The following is a 17865-nucleotide window of genomic DNA, read 5'->3' on the forward strand; positions in this document are numbered from 1 at the left end:
TGCCATGTAGGCCGGGTAAGCGCAGCGCCACCCGGCTTTTTTATTACTCCCACTCCTGAAGGAAACGCTGTCCGTACTGGTCCGCCACCAGCAGCGCCGCATAGACCTGATCCGGCGTTACGCCGCCAGGCATGTTGTGAATGGTTTCCCCTTCGGCACAGGACGCCTCCGCGATCAGCCGCATTTTGGCCGGAATATCCTCTTTGATATTCAGCTGCGCCAGCGTGATCGGCAGCCCAACACTGTGGCAAAGCGCGGCGACGGTCTCAATTTCTTCAACCGGCGCGTTCTCCAGTACCAGTTGCGTCAGCGTGCCGAACGCGACCTTTTCACCATGGTAGAAATGATGCGCATCCGGCACCGCCGTCATGCCGTTGTGAATGGCATGCGCCGCCGCCAGCCCGCCGCTTTCAAAGCCCACGCCGCTGAGATAGGTGTTGGCTTCGATAATGCGTTCCAGAGCCGGTGTGACCACGTGCTGTTCCGCCGCCAGCATCGCTTTCTCGCCCTCTTCAACCAGCGTGTTGTAGCACAACTCTGCCAGCGCTAGCGCCGCCTGCGTGCACTTGCCGCCCGCCATGGTCGTGGCGCCACTGCGCGAACAGGCGCGCGCTTCAAACCAGGTTGCCAGGGCATCGCCAATCCCGGCGGCCAGCAGGCGCGCAGGTGCGCCCGCCACCACTTTGGTATCGACAATCACCATGTTCGGGTTGTGCGGTAGCATCAGGTAGCGATCGAACTCGCCGCTGTCGGTATAAATCACGGAAAGGGCGCTGCACGGCGCATCGGTGGAGGCAATGGTCGGGGCAATGGCCACCGGCACGTCCATAAAGTGGGCCAGCGCTTTGGCAGTATCCAGCGTTTTTCCGCCGCCGATACCCAGCACCGCCAGACAGTCAGCGCTGTCGGCCAGTTTTTTCAGGCGATCGATTTCATTTTGCGAACATTCGCCACCAAATGGTGCAATTTCGGCATGGAGTCCGGCTTTTTTAAAACTCTGGCGCAGGGTTTCTTCAGCAAAACCCAGCACAAATTTATCGCCCACCACCAGCCAGCGATTTGCCAGCGGCTTCAGGTAGTCGCCGAGGCGAGTGAGAACATCTGCGCCCTGGATGTATTTTCCCGGGGATTGAATGACACGGTCCATAACATTACTCCCTTAGTGTTTGAGGTAAATTCTGTCCTGTTCGAACTGCACTAAGAGTGACTCTACTCCCGGCGTGCCGGTCATTTGTTGCGCTACGTCTAAGGGAAACGTGATTGCCTTACCGGTGGCAAAGATTGAGGAGGAGATCAGGGAAGGGGGAAGATCGAGAAGTGCCCGGCAAGCGTAGCGCTGCCGGGCACTGAGCATTAACCGGTGTTGCGCATACCTGCCGCAACGCCTGCTATCGTTACCATCAGCGCCTGTTCAACGCGCGGATCCGGCTCTTTACCTTCCTCCTCCGCCAGACGCGAACGGTGTAGCAGTTCAGCCTGTAAAACGTTCAGCGGGTCGGTGTAGATGTTACGCAGCTGGATAGACTCGGCGATCCACGGCAGGTCTTCCATCAGGTGGGAGTCATTAGCGATATCCAGCACCACTTTAATATCGCCTTCAAGCAGCTCGCGCAGCTCTTTACCCAGCGCCCACAGCTCTGGTTTCACCAGACGCTGATCGTAGTATTCCGCCAGCCACAGGTCGGCTTTCGAGAAGACCATCTCCAGCATGCCCAGACGGGTAGAGAAGAATGGCCAGTCGCGGCACATGGTTTCCAGTTCGCTCTGCTTTCCGTCTTCCACCACTTTTTGCAGCGCCGCACCGGCACCCAGCCAGGCCGGCAGCATCAGACGGTTTTGCGTCCAGGCGAAGATCCACGGAATGGCGCGCAGCGATTCAACGCCGCCGGTCGGGCGACGCTTGGCCGGGCGCGAACCCAGAGGCAGTTTACCCAGCTCCTGCTCAGGCGTTGCTGAGCGGAAGTAAGGCACAAAGTCTTTGTTTTCACGCACGTAGCCGCGATAGAGGTCGCAGGAGATGTCAGACAGCTCGTCCATGATCCGGCACCAGGACTCTTTTGGCTCCGGCGGCGGCAGCAGGTTGGCTTCCAGGATCGCACTGGTATAGAGCGACAGGCTGCTGATGGTCACTTCCGGCAGGCCGTACTTGAAGCGGATCATCTCACCCTGCTCGGTCACGCGCAGGCCGCCTTTCAGGCTTCCTGGTGGTTGAGAGAGCAGCGCTGCGTGTGCAGGCGCACCGCCACGGCCAATGGAGCCGCCGCGTCCGTGGAACAGGGTCAGTTCAATACCGGCTTTTTCGCAGGTTTTGATTAGCGCATCCTGCGCCTGATACTGCGCCCAGGAGGCTGCCATCACGCCCGCATCTTTCGCGGAGTCGGAATAGCCAATCATCACCATCTGTTTGCCCTGAATAAAGCCGCGATACCAGTCGATGTTCAGCAACTGGGTCATCACGTCGTTAGCGTTGTTCAGGTCGTCGAGGGTCTCAAACAGCGGGGCCACTGGCAGAGCATAGTCAATGCCCGCTTCTTTCAGCAGAAGGTGAACGCCCAGCACGTCGGACGGGGTCTTCGCCATGGAGATCACATAGGCGGCCACCGATCCTTTCGGCGCATCCACGATCGCTTTACAGGTGTTGAGTACTTCGCGGGTGTCGTTGCTTGGCTCCCAGTTGCGCGGCAGCAGCGGGCGCTTGGAGTTCAGCTCGCGGATCAGGAACGCCTGTTTGTCGGCTTCTGACCAGCTTTCATAGTCGCCGATGCCGAGGTAGCGGGTCAGCTCGCCCAGTGCTTCGGTATGACGGGTACTTTCCTGACGAACGTCGATACGCACCAGCGGCACGCCGAAACACTTCACGCGGCGCAGGGTGTCGAGCAGTTCGCCGTTGGCAATGATGCCCATCCCACAGGCCTGGAGCGATTTATAGCAGGCGTACAGCGGCTCCCAGAGCTGTTCGTTCTGGCTCAGCAGACCTTCCGGCTTCGGCAGGCGCTGGCCTTTCAGGCGCGCTTCCAGCCAGGCCTGAGTGGCCATCAGCTGACCGCGCAGTTTTTTCATCAGGAAACGGTACGGTTCGCTGGCGCCTTCTTCACCGGCCAGCGCGCGCAGTTCCGGCGTGGCTTCCACCATCGACAGCTCGGAGATCAGCACCTGAATATCTTTCAGGAACAGGTCGGTCGCTTTCCAGCGGCTCAGCAGCAGGACGTGGCGGGTGATTTCCGCCGTCACGTTCGGGTTGCCGTCGCGGTCGCCGCCCATCCAGGAGGTAAAGCGCACCGGAACAAAATCAACCGGCAGGCGGTAGCCCAGGTTCTCTTCCAGCTGTTCGTTCAGCTCGCGCAGGTAGTTGGGGACCCCTTCCCACAGGCTGTTTTCCACCACCGCAAAGCCCCATTTGGCTTCGTCGACCGGGCTTGGGCGATGCTTACGAATTTCATCCGTGTGCCAGGACTGGGCAATCAGCTGGCGCAGACGGCGCATAAGCTGGTTACGTTCGTAGTCGGCAATGTCTTTGTTATCCAGTTGCTTCAGACAGTTGTTCACTTCCACCATTTTGTGGATCAGCGTACGACGGGTGATTTCGGTTGGGTGTGCGGTCAGCACCAGCTCCAGCGAAAGGGATTCCACCGCTTTTTTGATGGTCGCTTCGTTGAGGTCGGGCTGGTCTTTGAGTTTACGAAGGGTGCGGGCAATGACTTCCGGGTTGCTGGCCGCTTCGCCTTTTGGCGAAATGCTGTGGTATTGCTCAGCGGTGTTTGCCAGGTTCAGGAACTGGCTGAAGGCGCGGGCAACGGGCAGCAGCTCATCGTTGGAGAGGTTCTGCAAGGTGGTGAGCAGCTCCTGACGATTGGCCTCGTTACCGGCGCGGGAAGATTTGGACAGCTTGCGGATGGTTTCAACGCGGTCGAGGATGTTCTCCCCCAGTGCGTCTTTGATGGTATCTCCAAGCACTTTGCCGAGCATACTGACATTACTACGCAACGCGGAATATTGTTCGTTCATAAAAACCCAGTCACCCCATCATTTTTGTTTATGCCCATGCGAAAATCTTCTGGACATTATTTTGTCATCTCCCTTTATAAAGCCACGTAAAACCCCCGTCGTCAATTGCTGCGAAAACGGTTCAGCAAACGAATAAATGTGGGCAATTTACGAAATTTAATTCGTATTGCGTCAGATAAGAGATGCTTATGGGAATGTGACGAAGATCATGCGATTTGTTGCCCTCACCCTAACCCTCTCCCACAGGGAGAGGGGACTGTTCGGTGCGTTTTTAATGCCAGCAGAAGTGATGCACAACCTGGGTAATGAGTTCGCGAGTGGGCTTGATGAAGCGGGTTTCGAGATATTCGTCCGGCTGGTGGGCCTGGTTGATGGAGCCAGGGCCCAGAACCAGCGTCGGGCACAGCGTCTGAATAAACGGCGCTTCGGTGCAGTAGTTCACCACGTCGGTTTTCTCGCCGAGCAGTTTTTCCACCACCTGAACCAGTTGATGGTCAGGCGGACATTCGTAGCCTGGAATCGGCGGATGCAGTTCGGAGACCGTCAGACGGCCCGGCCAGCGCTCGCTGACCGGTGCCAGCGCTTCGTTCAGTAAGCCATCCAGATCGCTCAGCGTCATGCCCGGCAGAGGACGGATATCCATATGCAGTTCGCAGCAGGCGCAGATACGGTTGGACGCATCACCGCCGTGCAGGCTGCCGAGGTTTAGCGTCGGATACGGCACGGTGAACGCCTCGTAGTGATAGCGCTCTTTCAGATCGTCGCGCAGGGTCATGATGCGGCCAATCGCGTCATGCATCAGCTCGATGGCGTTCACGCCGCGCGCCGGATCGCTGGAGTGGCCGGACTGTCCGAGCACGCGCACCGCGGTAGAAATATGGCCTTTGTGCGCCCGAATCGGTTGCAGAGAGGTCGGTTCGCCGATGATCGCGCAGTCAGGACGAATCGATGTGTTTTCAGAGAAATAACGTGCGCCCGCCATGCTGGTCTCTTCATCGGCGGTCGCCAGAATGTAGAGCGGCTTTTTCAGGGTTGTCACGTCCACGTCACGCAGCGCGTCGAGGATAAAGGCGAAAAAGCCTTTCATGTCGGCGGTGCCCAAACCGTAGAGTTTGTTGTCATGTTCGGTCAGCGTGAACGGATCGCGCGTCCAGCGGCCATCATCAAACGGCACGGTGTCAGTGTGGCCAGCCAGCAGCAGGCCGCCCGCGCCATGTCCGGTACTGGCGAGCAGGTTAAATTTGTGGCGTGTTCCGGGGACGGGCTGAACCTCAACGTTAAACCCAAGATCGCTAAACCAACCCGCCAGCAGATTGATTAAAGACTCATTGCTCTGATCCAGGGCTTCTTCCGTCGCGCTGATGGAGGGTGTGGCAATCAGGGCGCGGTAAATCTCGATAAATGGCGGTAAGTTCATTTTCATTGTTGACACACCTTAGGTCGTGATAGTATCAATATTCATGCAATAAATGTGAATAAAAATACATTATCGTTGAGCATAAAGGAACCCGATGTTGAATACGCTGATTGTAGGCGCTAGCGGTTATGCGGGCGCAGAGCTTGTAAGCTACGTAAATCGCCACCCTCATATGACCATAACCGCTTTGACCGTGTCAGCGCAAAGCAATGATGCCGGAAAGTTAATTTCCGATTTGCATCCACAGCTTAAGGGCGTGGTTGATTTGCCTTTGCAGCCCATGTCTGACATCAGCGAGTTCACCGACGGCGTTGACGTTGTGTTTTTAGCCACGGCGCATGAAGTTAGCCACGACCTGGCACCGCAATTTTTAGCGGCCGGCTGCGTGGTCTTTGATCTCTCCGGCGCGTTTCGCGTTAACGACAGCGCGTTCTACGAAAAATATTACGGTTTCACCCATCAGCACCCGGATCTGCTCGAAAAAGCGGTGTACGGCCTGGCGGAGTGGAGCGCTGACAAACTGAAAGAAGCGGATCTGATTGCCGTGCCGGGCTGCTACCCGACGGCGGCGCAGCTTTCCCTGAAGCCGCTGATCGACGCCGGTCTGCTGGATCTGCATCAGTGGCCGGTGATCAACGCCACCAGTGGCGTGAGCGGCGCCGGGCGCAAAGCGGCGATCTCCAACAGCTTCTGCGAAGTGAGCCTTCAGCCGTATGGCGTGTTTAATCACCGCCATCACCCTGAAATCACCACCCATCTGGGCGCGGACGTGATTTTCACCCCGCACCTCGGCAGCTTCCCGCGTGGGATCCTCGAAACCATTACCTGCCGCCTGAAACCGGGTGTGACCAAAGAACAGGTGAGCGAGGTCTTCACGCAGGCGTATGCGGATAAACCGCTGGTGCGCCTGTATGACAAAGGCGTGCCGGCGTTGAAAAACGTGGTTGGCCTGCCGTTCTGCGACATCGGCTTTGCCGTGCAGGGCGAGCATCTGATTGTGGTCGCCGCAGAAGATAACTTACTCAAAGGCGCTGCCGCACAGGCAATGCAGTGTGCAAATATTCGTTTCGGCTTCCCTGAAACGCAGGCTCTTATTTAAGGTGTGATGATGAATCCATTAATTATCAAACTCGGTGGTGTACTGCTGGACAGCGAAGAAGCGCTGGAGCGCCTGTTTACCGCACTGGTGAACTATCGCGAATCACACCAACGTCCGCTGGTGATTGTGCACGGCGGCGGCTGCGTGGTGGATGAGCTGATGAAAGGGCTCAACCTGCCGGTGAAAAAGAAAAATGGCCTGCGCGTGACGCCAGCGGATCAGATTGACATCATTACCGGCGCGCTGGCGGGAACGGCGAACAAAACGCTGCTGGCGTGGGCGAAGAAACACCATATCGCCTCCGTTGGCCTCTGTCTGGGCGATGGAGATAGCGTAAAAGTGACCCAGCTCGACGAAGAGCTTGGCCATGTTGGACTGGCGCAGCCAGGTTCGCCTGAGCTGATTAACACCCTGCTGGAAGGCGGTTTCCTGCCGGTGGTGAGCTCAATCGGCGTGACCGAAGAGGGCGAACTGATGAACGTCAATGCGGACCAGGCGGCGACGGCGCTGGCGGCAACGCTGGGCGCAGACCTGATCCTGCTCTCCGACGTGAGCGGCATTCTGGACGGCAAAGGCCAGCGCATTGCGGAAATGACCGCCGCAAAAGCCGAGCAGCTGATCGATCAGGGCATTATCACCGACGGCATGATCGTTAAAGTGAACGCCGCGCTGGATGCGGCCCGCACGCTGGGCCGCCCGGTGGATATCGCCTCCTGGCGTCACGCGGAGCAACTCCCGGCGTTGTTTAACGGCACGCCGATTGGCACGCGTATTCTGGCTTAAGATTCTGTGCCGGATGGCGCTTCGCTTATCCGGCCTACGTGAATTTTGTAGGCCCGGTAAGCGCAGCGCCACCGGGCAAAAATATCATCATTAAGGAAATTCGTTATGGCACTTTGGGGTGGGCGTTTTACACAGGCAGCGGATCAGCGGTTCAAACAGTTCAACGACTCTTTGCGCTTCGACTACCGCCTGGCCGAACAGGATATTGTCGGCTCTGTGGCCTGGTCCAAAGCGCTGGTGACCGTTGGCGTGCTGACCGCAGACGAACAGCAGCAGTTGGAAGAGGCGCTGAACAACCTGCTGGAAGAGGTGCGTCTGGATCCGGAGCAAATCCTCCAGAGCGATGCCGAAGATATTCACAGCTGGGTGGAAGGCAAACTGATCGATAAAGTCGGCCAGTTGGGTAAAAAGCTCCATACCGGGCGTAGCCGTAATGACCAGGTGGCGACCGACCTGAAGCTGTGGTGCAAAGAGACCATCGGCGAACTGCTGGCGGCGAATCGTCAGTTGCAGAGCGCACTGGTGGACACCGCGCAGAGCAATCAGGATGCGGTGATGCCGGGTTATACCCACCTGCAACGCGCGCAGCCGGTGACGTTCGCGCACTGGTGTCTGGCCTACGTTGAGATGCTGGCGCGTGATGAGAGCCGTTTACAGGATACCTTAAAGCGTCTGGACGTCAGCCCGCTGGGCAGCGGCGCGCTGGCCGGTACGGCGTATGAAATCGACCGTGAGCAGCTGGCAGGCTGGCTGGGCTTTGCCTCCGCCACCCGCAACAGCCTGGACAGCGTCTCTGACCGTGACCACGTGCTGGAGCTGCTCTCGAATGCCTCTATCGGGATGGTGCACCTGTCGCGCTTTGCCGAAGACCTGATCTTCTTTAACTCTGGCGAAGCCGGGTTTGTAGAGCTGTCCGACCGCGTGACGTCCGGCTCCTCCCTGATGCCGCAGAAGAAAAACCCGGATGCGCTGGAGCTGATCCGCGGTAAGTGTGGCCGTGTGCAGGGCGCGCTGACCGGTATGATGATGACCCTGAAAGGGCTGCCGCTGGCATACAACAAAGACATGCAGGAAGACAAAGAGGGGCTGTTCGACGCGCTCGACACCTGGCTGGACTGTCTGCATATGGGCGCGCTGGTGCTGGACGGCATTCAGGTGAAACGTCCGCGCTGCCAGGAAGCGGCGCAGCAGGGGTATGCTAACTCTACCGAGCTGGCGGACTACCTGGTGGCGAAAGGCGTACCGTTCCGCGAGGCGCACCATATTGTGGGTGAAGCGGTGGTGGAAGCGATTCGTCAGGGTAAAGCCCTTGAAGAGCTGGCGCTTGCCGACCTGCAAAAATTCAGCGCGGTTATCGGGGAGGATGTCTACCCGATTCTGGCCCTGCAATCCTGCCTGGATAAGCGTGCAGCGAAAGGTGGCGTGTCGCCGAAGCAGGTAGCGCAGGCGATTGCGGATGCGAAAAACCGGTTGGTTTGAATTGGTTTGAATAGTGCGGGCTGGTGCCCTCACCTCGGCCCTCTCCCACAGGGAGAGGGAGAAAAACGGAGCCTGGCTTAGTGCTGGGCTTTTTTTTACGCAAAAAAAAGCGGACCACGGGGTCCGCAAAAGTTCACGTTGGCTTTAGTTTTTCGAGTTTTGAGAGAAACTCGCTGACGGTGCGGGGACGTCAAGGGTCAAAAACGTGCCGCCTCGTCTATGTGATGTATTATTCAACAGAATGCTTGATAGGGATAATCGTTCGTTGCTATGCTATCTATCGCCATGAACTATCGTGGCGACGGAGGATGAATAATGAATATTCGTGATCTTGAATACCTGGTAGCGTTAGCTGAGCATCGCCATTTTCGCCGCGCGGCAGACTCCTGCCACGTCAGCCAGCCAACGCTGAGCGGTCAGATCCGCAAGCTGGAAGATGAGCTGGGCGTGATGCTGCTGGAGCGCACCAGTCGTAAGGTACTGTTCACGCAGGCAGGTCTGCTGCTGGTGGATCAGGCGCGCACCGTACTGCGCGAGGTCAAAGTGCTCAAGGAAATGGCAAGCCAGCAGGGGGAAGCGATGTCCGGCCCGCTGCATATTGGCCTGATCCCAACCGTTGGCCCGTACCTGTTGCCGCAAATCATTCCGATGCTGCACCAGACGTTCCCGAAACTCGAAATGTACCTGCATGAAGCGCAAACCCATCAGCTGTTGGCGCAGTTAGACAGCGGCAAGCTCGACTGCGCGATCCTGGCGCTGGTCAAAGAGAGTGAAGCGTTTATTGAAGTACCGCTGTTCGATGAGCCGATGATGCTGGCGATCTATGAAGATCACCCGTGGGCGAACCGCGATCGCGTGCCGATGGCCGATCTGGCCGGTGAAAAACTGCTGATGCTGGAAGATGGCCACTGTCTGCGCGATCAGGCGATGGGCTTCTGCTTCGAAGCGGGTGCCGATGAAGATACCCATTTCCGCGCAACCAGCCTGGAAACGCTGCGTAATATGGTGGCGGCGGGAAGCGGTATTACGCTGCTGCCGGCGCTGGCGGTGCCGCACGAGCGTAAACGTGATGGCGTGGTCTATCTGCCCTGTATTAAGCCGGAGCCGCGTCGCACCATTGGTCTGGTTTATCGTCCGGGGTCACCGCTGCGCAGCCGCTATGAGCAGCTGGCAGAGGCCATCCGGGGTGCGATGGATGGCCATTTCGACAGCGCGTTAAAACAGGCGGTTTAAGCCGTTTAGCGCAGCTACCCGATAGGCTTCCGCCATGGTCGGGTAGTTAAAGGTGGTGTTAACGAAGTACTCAATGGTGTTGCCACCACCTTTTTGCTCCATGATCGCCTGGCCGATATGAATGATTTCCGCCGCGCGCTCACCGAAGCAGTGAATACCGAGGATCTCTTTCGTCTCGCGATGGAACAGGATCTTCAGCGTACCCACGCTCATCCCCACGATTTGCGCCCGCGCCAGATGTTTAAACTGGGCACGACCCACCTCGTAAGGCACCTTCATGGCCGTCAGCTGCTGCTCGGTTTTGCCGACAGAACTGATTTCCGGAATGGTGTAGATGCCCGTCGGGATATCTTCAATCAGATGCGCCGTCGCTTCACCTTTCACCAGCGCCTGTGCGGCGATGCGGCCCTGATCGTACGCGGCGGAGGCCAGGCTTGGGTAACCAATCACGTCGCCCACCGCGTAAACGTGCGGCAGCGCAGTCTGGTACATGCTGTTGACCTTGAGCTGACCGCGGCTGTCGGTTTCAAGCCCGATATTCTCCAGCTGCAATGAATCCGTGTTGCCGGTACGGCCGTTGGCGTACAGCAGGCAGTCCGCCTTCAGCTTCTTACCAGATTTCAGGTGCATGATCACACCGTCGTCGCAGCCTTCGATTTTCTCGTACTCTTCGTTGTGGCGAATCACCACGCCGCTGTTCCAGAAGTGGTAGGAGAGGGAATCTGACATCTCCTGATCGAGGAACGCCAGCAGGCGGTCGCGGGTGTTGATCAGATCAACTTTGACCTCCATTCCCCTGAAAATCGACGCATATTCGCAGCCAATCACGCCCGCGCCGTAGATGATCACATGGCGTGGCTCGTGGTGCAGGCTGAGGATGGAGTCGCTGTCGTAAATGCGCGGGTGCGAGAAATCCACGTCTGCCGGATGGTAAGGACGGGAGCCGCAGGCGATCACAAATTTTTCAGCGGTGAGCGTCTCAACCGAACCGTCGTGGCACTCCAGCGCCAGGGTGTGTTCATCCACAAAATGCGCGTTCCCTTGCAGAATTTCACAGTGGTTGCGCTCATAGAAACCCTGACGCATGCGCGTCTGCTGGTTAATGACCGTGTCTGCGTGATTCAGGATATCGGCAAAGGAGGAACGAAGAAGTCGGGAGTGGTCGCTGTAAAGAGGGTTCTGGTTAAATTCGATAATGCGGCTAACGGCGTGGCGGAGGGCTTTCGAAGGGATGGTGCCCCAGTGGGTGCAACCGCCGCCGACGTTATGGTAGCGCTCAATAACCGCTACTCTGGCTCCCTGTTTTACCAGACCCATAGCAGCACCTTCGCCGCCGGGGCCGGAACCAATAACTATTGCGTCGTAATCGTAGGAATGTGGCATGGCAAGGCTTACCTGTTCTTATACATAAAAGCAACAGAATCATAACATCATTGCCAGGGTAACCCAATTATCGTTGTGCTTTTTTCGGGCAGTGGAGCACAAACCGCCCGTAAACAATCATTCACAAAGCCAGGTAAACAGATTAATTTTATTCTCTGGTATAGTGCCAACGGGCCTTTGGAAGGATTCAACTATCGTGATGGGCGTAAGAGCACAACAAAAAGAGAAAACCCGGCGTTCGCTGGTGGAAGCCGCATTCAGTCAACTGAGTGCTGAGCGGAGTTTTGCCAGTTTGAGCCTGCGTGAAGTGGCGCGCGAGGCCGGGATTGCGCCAACGTCCTTCTATCGTCATTTCCGTGATGTGGATGAACTGGGCCTGACCATGGTCGACGAGAGCGGTTTGATGCTGCGCCAGCTTATGCGTCAGGCGCGTCAGCGTATCGCCAAAGGCGGCAGCGTGATCCGCACCTCCGTGTCGACATTTATGGAATTTATCGGCAATAACCCTAACGCGTTTCGCCTGCTGTTGCGTGAGCGTTCCGGAACGTCAGCCGCGTTTCGTGCCGCCGTCGCGCGTGAAATTCAGCATTTCATCGCGGAACTTGCCGACTATCTTGAACTCGAAAACCATATGCCGCGTGCGTTTACTGAAGCACAGGCCGAGGCGATGGTGACGATTGTTTTCAGCGCGGGTGCCGAAGCGCTGGATGTCAGCATTGAACAACGTAAGCAACTCGAAGAGCGACTGGTATTGCAGCTGCGGATGATTTCTAAAGGTGCGTACTACTGGTATCGCCGTGAACAAGAGAAGTTGGCACATCAAAACGATGAGTGAAGGTGAGTAATGAAACAGTCAGGTCAGGATAAAGGAACGCTGTTGCTGGCATTGATCGCTGGCTTATCCATTAATGGTACGTTTGCGGCGGTTTTTAGCTCAATTGTACCGTTCTCGATTTTCCCGATTATCGCGCTGGTGCTGACGGTGTACTGCCTGCATCAACGTTATCTGAACCGCACCATGCCGGTTGGGTTACCGGGACTGGCCGCAGCCTGTTTTATTCTGGGTGTACTGTTGTACAGCACCGTGGTGCGCGCAGAGTATCCGGATATTGGCTCTAACTTCCTGCCTGCGGTACTGTCTGTGGCGCTGGTGTTCTGGATTGGCTCGCGCATGCGTAGCCGCAAGAGCCAGTTACCGGAGTAATGAATTATTTGTAGGGCAGGTAAGCGAAGCGCCATCTGCCAAAAAATGCCGGATGGCGCTACGCTTATCCGGCCTACAGATCACCGTGCGGTAAGTAAAACGCCGCACTCCATATGGTGCGTATACGGGAACTGATCGAACAGCGCCAGACGTTCAACCTTGTGCGTCTGGCTTAATGTTTCCAGATTCTTGCACAGCGTCTCCGGGTTACAGGAGATGTACAAAATACGCGGGTACGCCTGCACCATCTTCTCGGTTTCGCTATCCAGGCCACTGCGCGGCGGATCGACAAAAATTGTCTCACACTGGTAGCTCTTCAAATCAATCCCTTGCAGGCGGTTAAACTCGCGTACGCCGTTCATCGCCTGGGTAAACTCTTCTGCCGCCATACGAATAATTTGTACGTTATCAATATGGTTAGCGGCGATGTTGTACTGCGCGGCTGCCACCGACGGTTTGGCGATTTCCGTCGCCAGCACGCGCTCGAAATTACGCGCCAGCGCCAGCGAGAAGTTGCCGTTACCGCAGTAGAGCTCCAGCAGATCGCCCTTAGACCCTTCTGTCGCCTTCAGCGCCCACTCAAGCATCTGCACGTTCATGGCGGCATTCGGCTGGGTGAAGCTGTTCTCTACCTGACGGTAAACCATCTCTTTACCTGCTACCGGCAGACGCTCGTCGATGTAATCCTGGTCCAGCATGATTTTGGTTTTGGTCGCGCGGCCAATCAGGTGCACGTTGATGTTCTGTGCGCGCAGCGCATCGCGCAGGGCTTCTGCCTGCTCGCGCCACTCGTCGGTCAGCGCTTTGTGATAGAGCAGAGAAACAATGGCCTGATTGCTTTGAGTGGTCAGGTAGTCAATCTGGAACAGCTTGTTGCGCAGCACCGGATTATTGCGTACACCGTCGATCATTAGCGTCATCAGCTGGTTGATGAGCTCACTCGCCGCCGGAAAACTGTCTACGCGAATGCGGGATTTCGTCTGCTGATCGAAAATGATGTGGTACAGGTCATCGCCATCGTGCCAGATGCGGAACTCAGCGCGCATACGGTAGTGGCTGACCGGAGAACGAAACACCTCGGGAACCGGCGCGTTGAAAGGCGTCATCATACTTTGCAGGCGGACAACTTTTTCTGCCAGCTGTGCGTCGTACTGTTCTGTCGGGAGGTGTTCGGGGGTCATGATGCGTCCTGAGTGATAAAGAATTACGCGGGGATTGTAGGGATTGTGCAGTGGATGTCCAGATTTAATGGCTAATAGCTATCTGGACATCTATACGTGTCTAATTGTAGCATTCTGTTTCCGGTCTCCTGAGAGTGAAAAGGGAATCCAGTGCAAATCTGGAGCTGACGCGCAGCGGTAAAGACTGGCGGGATGAGAGTTGTAGACACTGTGAAAATGGGAAGTCTTCATCCGTATAACGCCACCCAGCCCGAAGACCTGCCGGGATCACGTCGCATTTGGTTTCATCATCGCGTGCTATCGATGAGGCCTGCGGCATCCTTCTTATATTGTGGATGCTTTAACAATGATTAAAAAAGTATCGCTGTTGACGGCGTTTTCCGTCACGGCATTTTCGGGCTGGGCGCAGGAAAGCGCCGACTCGTTGGTGGTGACAGCAAACCGTTTCGAACAACCAGCAAAAACCGTTCTGGCTCCGACCTCCGTCGTGACCCGTGAGGATATTGAACGCTGGCAGGCAACGAGTGTTGTGGAAATCATGTCACGCCTGCCGGGTGTGGACATCGCACAAAGCGGCGGGATGGGGTCAACCTCTTCAACGTTTATTCGCGGTACAGAATCCCGCCATGTTCTGGTACTGATTGATGGTATCCCCCTGAATAATGCCGGGATCAGCAACGTTCCCGATTTAAGCCAAATTCCGACGTCGCTGATTCAGCGTATTGAGTACATTCGCGGCCCACGTTCGGCGCTGTATGGCTCCGACGCGATTGGCGGTGTGATTAACATCATTACCGGGCGCGACAAGCCGGGTGCGGAAATTTCTGCGGGTGTCGGTTCAAAGGGGTATCAAAACTATAACGGTGCCTTCCAGCAGGTGTTCGATAAAACCAAAATCACCATGGCCGGTGATTATACCTATACCCGTGGTTTTGATATTGCCGCAAAAGATGCCCCGCGCCAGCCAGACCGCGATGGTTTTATGAGTAAATCGCTGTTTGGCTCGGTGGAGCAGCAGTTTACCGACAGCGTCAGCGGATTCGTCCGTGGCTTTGGCTACGATAACCGCTCCGCGTATGACGGTTACGATCACTATGGCGCGACCGGCATTGATGGGCGGCCGGACACGCGTCAGGTTTACAGCCAGAACTGGGACACCGGGTTGCGCTATAACCAGGGTATTTTCCAGTCACAGCTGGTGGCAGGGTATGGCCGTAGCAAAGATCAGAACTATGATCCGAAAAAAGGCCGCTACGCTGACTTCGCAACCATGGATGACGTGAAGCAGTACACCACCCAGTGGCTGAATACGGTTGAAGTGGGTCACGGCAATATCGGCGCGGGTCTGGACTGGCAGAAGCAGAAAACCCAGGCGGGTACGGGCTATCTGGAAAAAGGTTACGAACAACGTAATACCGGCGTGTTCCTTTCGGCGATGCAGCAGTTCAACAGCGTGACGCTGGAAGCGGCGGCGCGTAATGACGATAACTCTAATTTTGGCAATCACGCCACCTGGCAGACCAGCGCCGCATGGGAGTTCATCGAGGGGTATCGCATCATCGGTTCTTACGGTACAGCGTATAAAGCACCGACCATGAGCCAGATCCACAGTAAAGATTACGGTAATCCGGATCTGAAGCCAGAAGAGAGTAAGCAGTGGGAAGGCGGCTTTGAAGGTCTGACGGGGCCGGTAAACTGGCGTGTGACGGGCTATCGTAATGATATCGATAACCTCATTAATAGCGACCCGCGGACTTACCGTTATTACAACGTCGATGAAGCCCGTATTAAAGGAATCGAGGCGACGGCCCAGTTCGACACTGGCCCGGTAGGGCATCAGATTTCTTACGACTACGTCGACCCGCGTAATGCGAAAACTAACGAAGTCCTGGCTCGTCGCTCAAAGCAACAGGTTAAGTATCAGCTTGACTGGCAGGTGTGGGATCTCGACTGGAATCTGGCGTACCGTTATCTGGGCACTCGCTATGATGTTGCCGTTGATCCGAATACCTATGCAACAGAACGCGTGAAAATGGGCGGCGTCAGCCTGTGGGACGTCGCGGTTTCATATCCTGTCACCTCTCATCTCACAGTTCGTGGTAAAATAGCCAACCTGTTCGATAAAGATTACGAGACAGTTTATGGCTACCAAACTGCAGGACGGGAATACACCTTGTCTGGCAGCTACACCTTCTGATCCGCGTCCCACCGTGCTGGTGTTTGATTCCGGCGTCGGTGGGCTGTCGGTCTATGATGAGATTCGGCAGCTCCTGCCGGATCTCCATTACATCTACGCCTTCGATAACGTCGCGTTCCCGTATGGGGAAAAGAGTGAAGACTTTATTGTTGAACGTGTGGTTGAAATCGTCACCGCGGTACAAAAGCGTTATCCCCTGGCGCTGGCGGTCATTGCCTGTAATACGGCAAGCACGGTCTCTCTTCCTGCCCTGCGCGAAAAATTCCCGTTCCCGGTTGTGGGCGTTGTTCCGGCAATCAAACCTGCGGCGCGTCTGACGGCGAACGGCATTGTGGGGTTGCTGGCTACGCGCGGTACGGTAAAACGTCCTTATACGCGTGAGCTTATAGAGCGCTTTGCCAATGAATGCCAGATCGCCATGCTCGGCTCCGCGGAGCTGGTGGAAATGGCGGAAGCAAAACTGCACGGCGAGACGGTATCGCTTGAAGAGCTGCGCCGTATTCTGCGTCCATGGCTGCGGATGCAGGAACCACCGGATACGGTTGTTCTCGGCTGCACCCATTTCCCGCTATTACAGGAAGAGCTGTTAAAGGTTCTGCCTGAAGGGACCCGGCTGGTGGATTCCGGTGCTGCAATTGCGCGTCGGACGGCCTGGCTGCTGGAACACGAGGCGCCGGATGCGAAATCAGCGGATGCGAACATCGCTTTCTGTATGGCGATAACAAAAGAAACCGAACAACTTTTGCCCGTTTTACGTCGTTATGGCTTCGAAACGCTCGAAAAACTGGCGCTGTAGCACGGTTTTGAGCAAAAAAGAGACGGTTGAACGTTTTTTTTCAAAGAGGGGTTGTCAACGTCGGAGAACTCCCTATAATGCGCCTCCACTGACACGGAACAACGGCTTACAAGCCGCCGGGACAGCGGGGTTCAGAGATGAACACCAACAGAGAAAAGTGAAAATAATTGCTTGACTCTGAATGAGGAAAACGTAATATACGGGACCTCGCAACGATGAGCTGAAAGCCGCGTTGCAACTGCTCTTTAACAATTTATCAGACAATCTGTGTGGGCACTCAAAGTGACATGGATTCTTAATGTCTTCGGACACTAAATAAATACCAAGTCTCAACGAGTGAACACGTAATTCATTACGAAGTTTAATTCATTGAGCATCAAACTTTTAAATTGAAGAGTTTGATCATGGCTCAGATTGAACGCTGGCGGCAGGCCTAACACATGCAAGTCGAACGGTAACAGGAAGCAGCTTGCTGCTTCGCTGACGAGTGGCGGACGGGTGAGTAATGTCTGGGAAACTGCCTGATGGAGGGGGATAACTACTGGAAACGGTAGCTAATACCGCATAACGTCGCAAGACCAAAGAGGGGGACCTTCGGGCCTCTTGCCATCGGATGTGCCCAGATGGGATTAGCTAGTAGGTGGGGTAACGGCTCACCTAGGCGACGATCCCTAGCTGGTCTGAGAGGATGACCAGCCACACTGGAACTGAGACACGGTCCAGACTCCTACGGGAGGCAGCAGTGGGGAATATTGCACAATGGGCGCAAGCCTGATGCAGCCATGCCGCGTGTATGAAGAAGGCCTTCGGGTTGTAAAGTACTTTCAGCGGGGAGGAAGGCGATAAGGTTAATAACCTTGTCGATTGACGTTACCCGCAGAAGAAGCACCGGCTAACTCCGTGCCAGCAGCCGCGGTAATACGGAGGGTGCAAGCGTTAATCGGAATTACTGGGCGTAAAGCGCACGCAGGCGGTCTGTCAAGTCGGATGTGAAATCCCCGGGCTCAACCTGGGAACTGCATTCGAAACTGGCAGGCTAGAGTCTTGTAGAGGGGGGTAGAATTCCAGGTGTAGCGGTGAAATGCGTA

General features: G+C 56.1%; 13 protein-coding genes, 1 riboswitch and 1 other annotated feature. Of the genes, 8 read left to right on the forward strand and 5 right to left on the reverse strand.

The window, feature by feature from the left end:
* Window positions 1-43: 43 nt before the first annotated feature.
* From SK54_RS02600 to argE, 3 genes are all read right to left on the reverse strand, one after another.
* On the reverse strand, window positions 44-1147 hold the full coding sequence (locus tag SK54_RS02600) for a bifunctional L-1,2-propanediol dehydrogenase/glycerol dehydrogenase (protein ID WP_003862047.1): 1104 nt from the start codon (window positions 1145-1147) through the stop codon (window positions 44-46).
* Between the two features lie 206 nt (window positions 1148-1353).
* A complete protein-coding gene (gene ppc, locus SK54_RS02610; protein ID WP_017383108.1) occupies window positions 1354-4005 on the reverse strand; it encodes a phosphoenolpyruvate carboxylase in 2652 nt (883 codons plus the stop codon).
* A gap of 271 nt (window positions 4006-4276) precedes the next feature.
* On the reverse strand, window positions 4277-5428 hold the full coding sequence (gene argE / locus SK54_RS02615; RefSeq protein WP_015569956.1) for an acetylornithine deacetylase: 1152 nt from the start codon (window positions 5426-5428) through the stop codon (window positions 4277-4279).
* An 88-nt stretch (window positions 5429-5516) separates the two neighbouring features.
* Here argE and argC point away from each other — a divergent pair, with 88 nt between their 5' ends.
* From argC to oxyR, 4 genes are all read left to right on the forward strand, one after another.
* On the forward strand, window positions 5517-6521 hold the full coding sequence (argC, locus tag SK54_RS02620; RefSeq protein WP_015569957.1) for an N-acetyl-gamma-glutamyl-phosphate reductase: 1005 nt from the start codon (window positions 5517-5519) through the stop codon (window positions 6519-6521).
* 6 nt (window positions 6522-6527) lie between these two features.
* The gene (gene argB / locus SK54_RS02625) at window positions 6528-7304 is read left to right on the forward strand and encodes an acetylglutamate kinase (protein WP_015569958.1); all 777 of its coding nucleotides are present in this window, start codon (window positions 6528-6530) and stop codon (window positions 7302-7304) included.
* Window positions 7305-7409: 105 nt separating this feature from the next.
* Window positions 7410-8783 (forward strand): argininosuccinate lyase, encoded by a 1374-nt coding sequence (gene argH / locus SK54_RS02630; RefSeq protein WP_048246682.1) that lies wholly within the window; start codon window positions 7410-7412, stop codon window positions 8781-8783.
* A 315-nt stretch (window positions 8784-9098) separates the two neighbouring features.
* Entirely contained in the window at window positions 9099-10016 is a 918-nt protein-coding gene (oxyR, locus tag SK54_RS02635; RefSeq protein ID WP_003862055.1) for a DNA-binding transcriptional regulator OxyR, read from the forward strand.
* Here oxyR and sthA read toward each other — a convergent pair.
* A complete protein-coding gene (gene sthA, locus SK54_RS02640; RefSeq protein ID WP_003862057.1) occupies window positions 9999-11399 on the reverse strand; it encodes a Si-specific NAD(P)(+) transhydrogenase in 1401 nt (466 codons plus the stop codon). The two genes, oxyR and sthA, sit on opposite strands and share 18 nt — an antisense overlap.
* Before the next feature lie 196 nt (window positions 11400-11595).
* Between sthA and fabR the strand changes: the two genes are divergently transcribed.
* Window positions 11596-12234: an HTH-type transcriptional repressor FabR gene (fabR, locus tag SK54_RS02645; RefSeq protein WP_003862059.1), complete on the forward strand. Its 639-nt coding sequence runs from the start codon at window positions 11596-11598 to the stop codon at window positions 12232-12234.
* Between the two features lie 9 nt (window positions 12235-12243).
* Entirely contained in the window at window positions 12244-12603 is a 360-nt protein-coding gene (locus SK54_RS02650) for a YijD family membrane protein (protein WP_017383113.1), read from the forward strand.
* 80 nt (window positions 12604-12683) lie between these two features.
* Here SK54_RS02650 and trmA read toward each other — a convergent pair whose 3' ends face one another.
* The gene (gene trmA, locus SK54_RS02655; protein ID WP_003862063.1) at window positions 12684-13784 is read right to left on the reverse strand and encodes a tRNA (uridine(54)-C5)-methyltransferase TrmA; all 1101 of its coding nucleotides are present in this window, start codon (window positions 13782-13784) and stop codon (window positions 12684-12686) included.
* Between the two features lie 104 nt (window positions 13785-13888).
* Window positions 13889-14065, forward strand: a riboswitch (cobalamin riboswitch).
* 65 nt (window positions 14066-14130) lie between these two features.
* Between trmA and btuB the strand changes: the two genes are divergently transcribed.
* The gene (btuB, locus tag SK54_RS02660) at window positions 14131-15981 is read left to right on the forward strand and encodes a TonB-dependent vitamin B12 receptor BtuB (protein ID WP_048246684.1); all 1851 of its coding nucleotides are present in this window, start codon (window positions 14131-14133) and stop codon (window positions 15979-15981) included.
* Window positions 15926-16777, forward strand: coding sequence for a glutamate racemase (murI, locus tag SK54_RS02665; protein ID WP_003862067.1), 852 nt, complete (start codon window positions 15926-15928; stop codon window positions 16775-16777). The genes btuB and murI overlap by 56 nt, the downstream gene beginning before the upstream one ends.
* A gap of 394 nt (window positions 16778-17171) precedes the next feature.
* Window positions 17172-17719, forward strand: a sequence feature (16S ribosomal RNA rRNA prediction is too short).
* Window positions 17720-17865 lie beyond the last annotated feature (146 nt).

Source organism: Enterobacter sp. MGH120, assembly GCF_001037725.1.
In the GTDB taxonomy this organism is placed as follows: Bacteria; Pseudomonadota; Gammaproteobacteria; order Enterobacterales; family Enterobacteriaceae; genus Enterobacter; species Enterobacter hormaechei_C.

What these genes read in the sequence shown, in the direction of transcription:
- murI (WP_003862067.1), top strand. Translation starts at nt 15,926, where the DNA reads ATGGCTACCAAACTGCAGGACGGGAATACACCTTGTCTGGCAGCTACA.
- SK54_RS02650 (WP_017383113.1), top strand. Translation starts at nt 12,244, where the DNA reads ATGAAACAGTCAGGTCAGGATAAAGGAACGCTGTTGCTGGCATTGATC.
- btuB (WP_048246684.1), top strand. Translation starts at nt 14,131, where the DNA reads ATGATTAAAAAAGTATCGCTGTTGACGGCGTTTTCCGTCACGGCATTT.
- sthA (WP_003862057.1), bottom strand. Translation starts at nt 11,399, where the DNA reads ATGCCACATTCCTACGATTACGACGCAATAGTTATTGGTTCCGGCCCC.
- trmA (WP_003862063.1), bottom strand. Translation starts at nt 13,784, where the DNA reads ATGACCCCCGAACACCTCCCGACAGAACAGTACGACGCACAGCTGGCA.
- oxyR (WP_003862055.1), top strand. Translation starts at nt 9,099, where the DNA reads ATGAATATTCGTGATCTTGAATACCTGGTAGCGTTAGCTGAGCATCGC.
- SK54_RS02600 (WP_003862047.1), bottom strand. Translation starts at nt 1,147, where the DNA reads ATGGACCGTGTCATTCAATCCCCGGGAAAATACATCCAGGGCGCAGAT.
- argH (WP_048246682.1), top strand. Translation starts at nt 7,410, where the DNA reads ATGGCACTTTGGGGTGGGCGTTTTACACAGGCAGCGGATCAGCGGTTC.
- ppc (WP_017383108.1), bottom strand. Translation starts at nt 4,005, where the DNA reads ATGAACGAACAATATTCCGCGTTGCGTAGTAATGTCAGTATGCTCGGC.
- argC (WP_015569957.1), top strand. Translation starts at nt 5,517, where the DNA reads ATGTTGAATACGCTGATTGTAGGCGCTAGCGGTTATGCGGGCGCAGAG.
- argB (WP_015569958.1), top strand. Translation starts at nt 6,528, where the DNA reads ATGATGAATCCATTAATTATCAAACTCGGTGGTGTACTGCTGGACAGC.
- argE (WP_015569956.1), bottom strand. Translation starts at nt 5,428, where the DNA reads ATGAAAATGAACTTACCGCCATTTATCGAGATTTACCGCGCCCTGATT.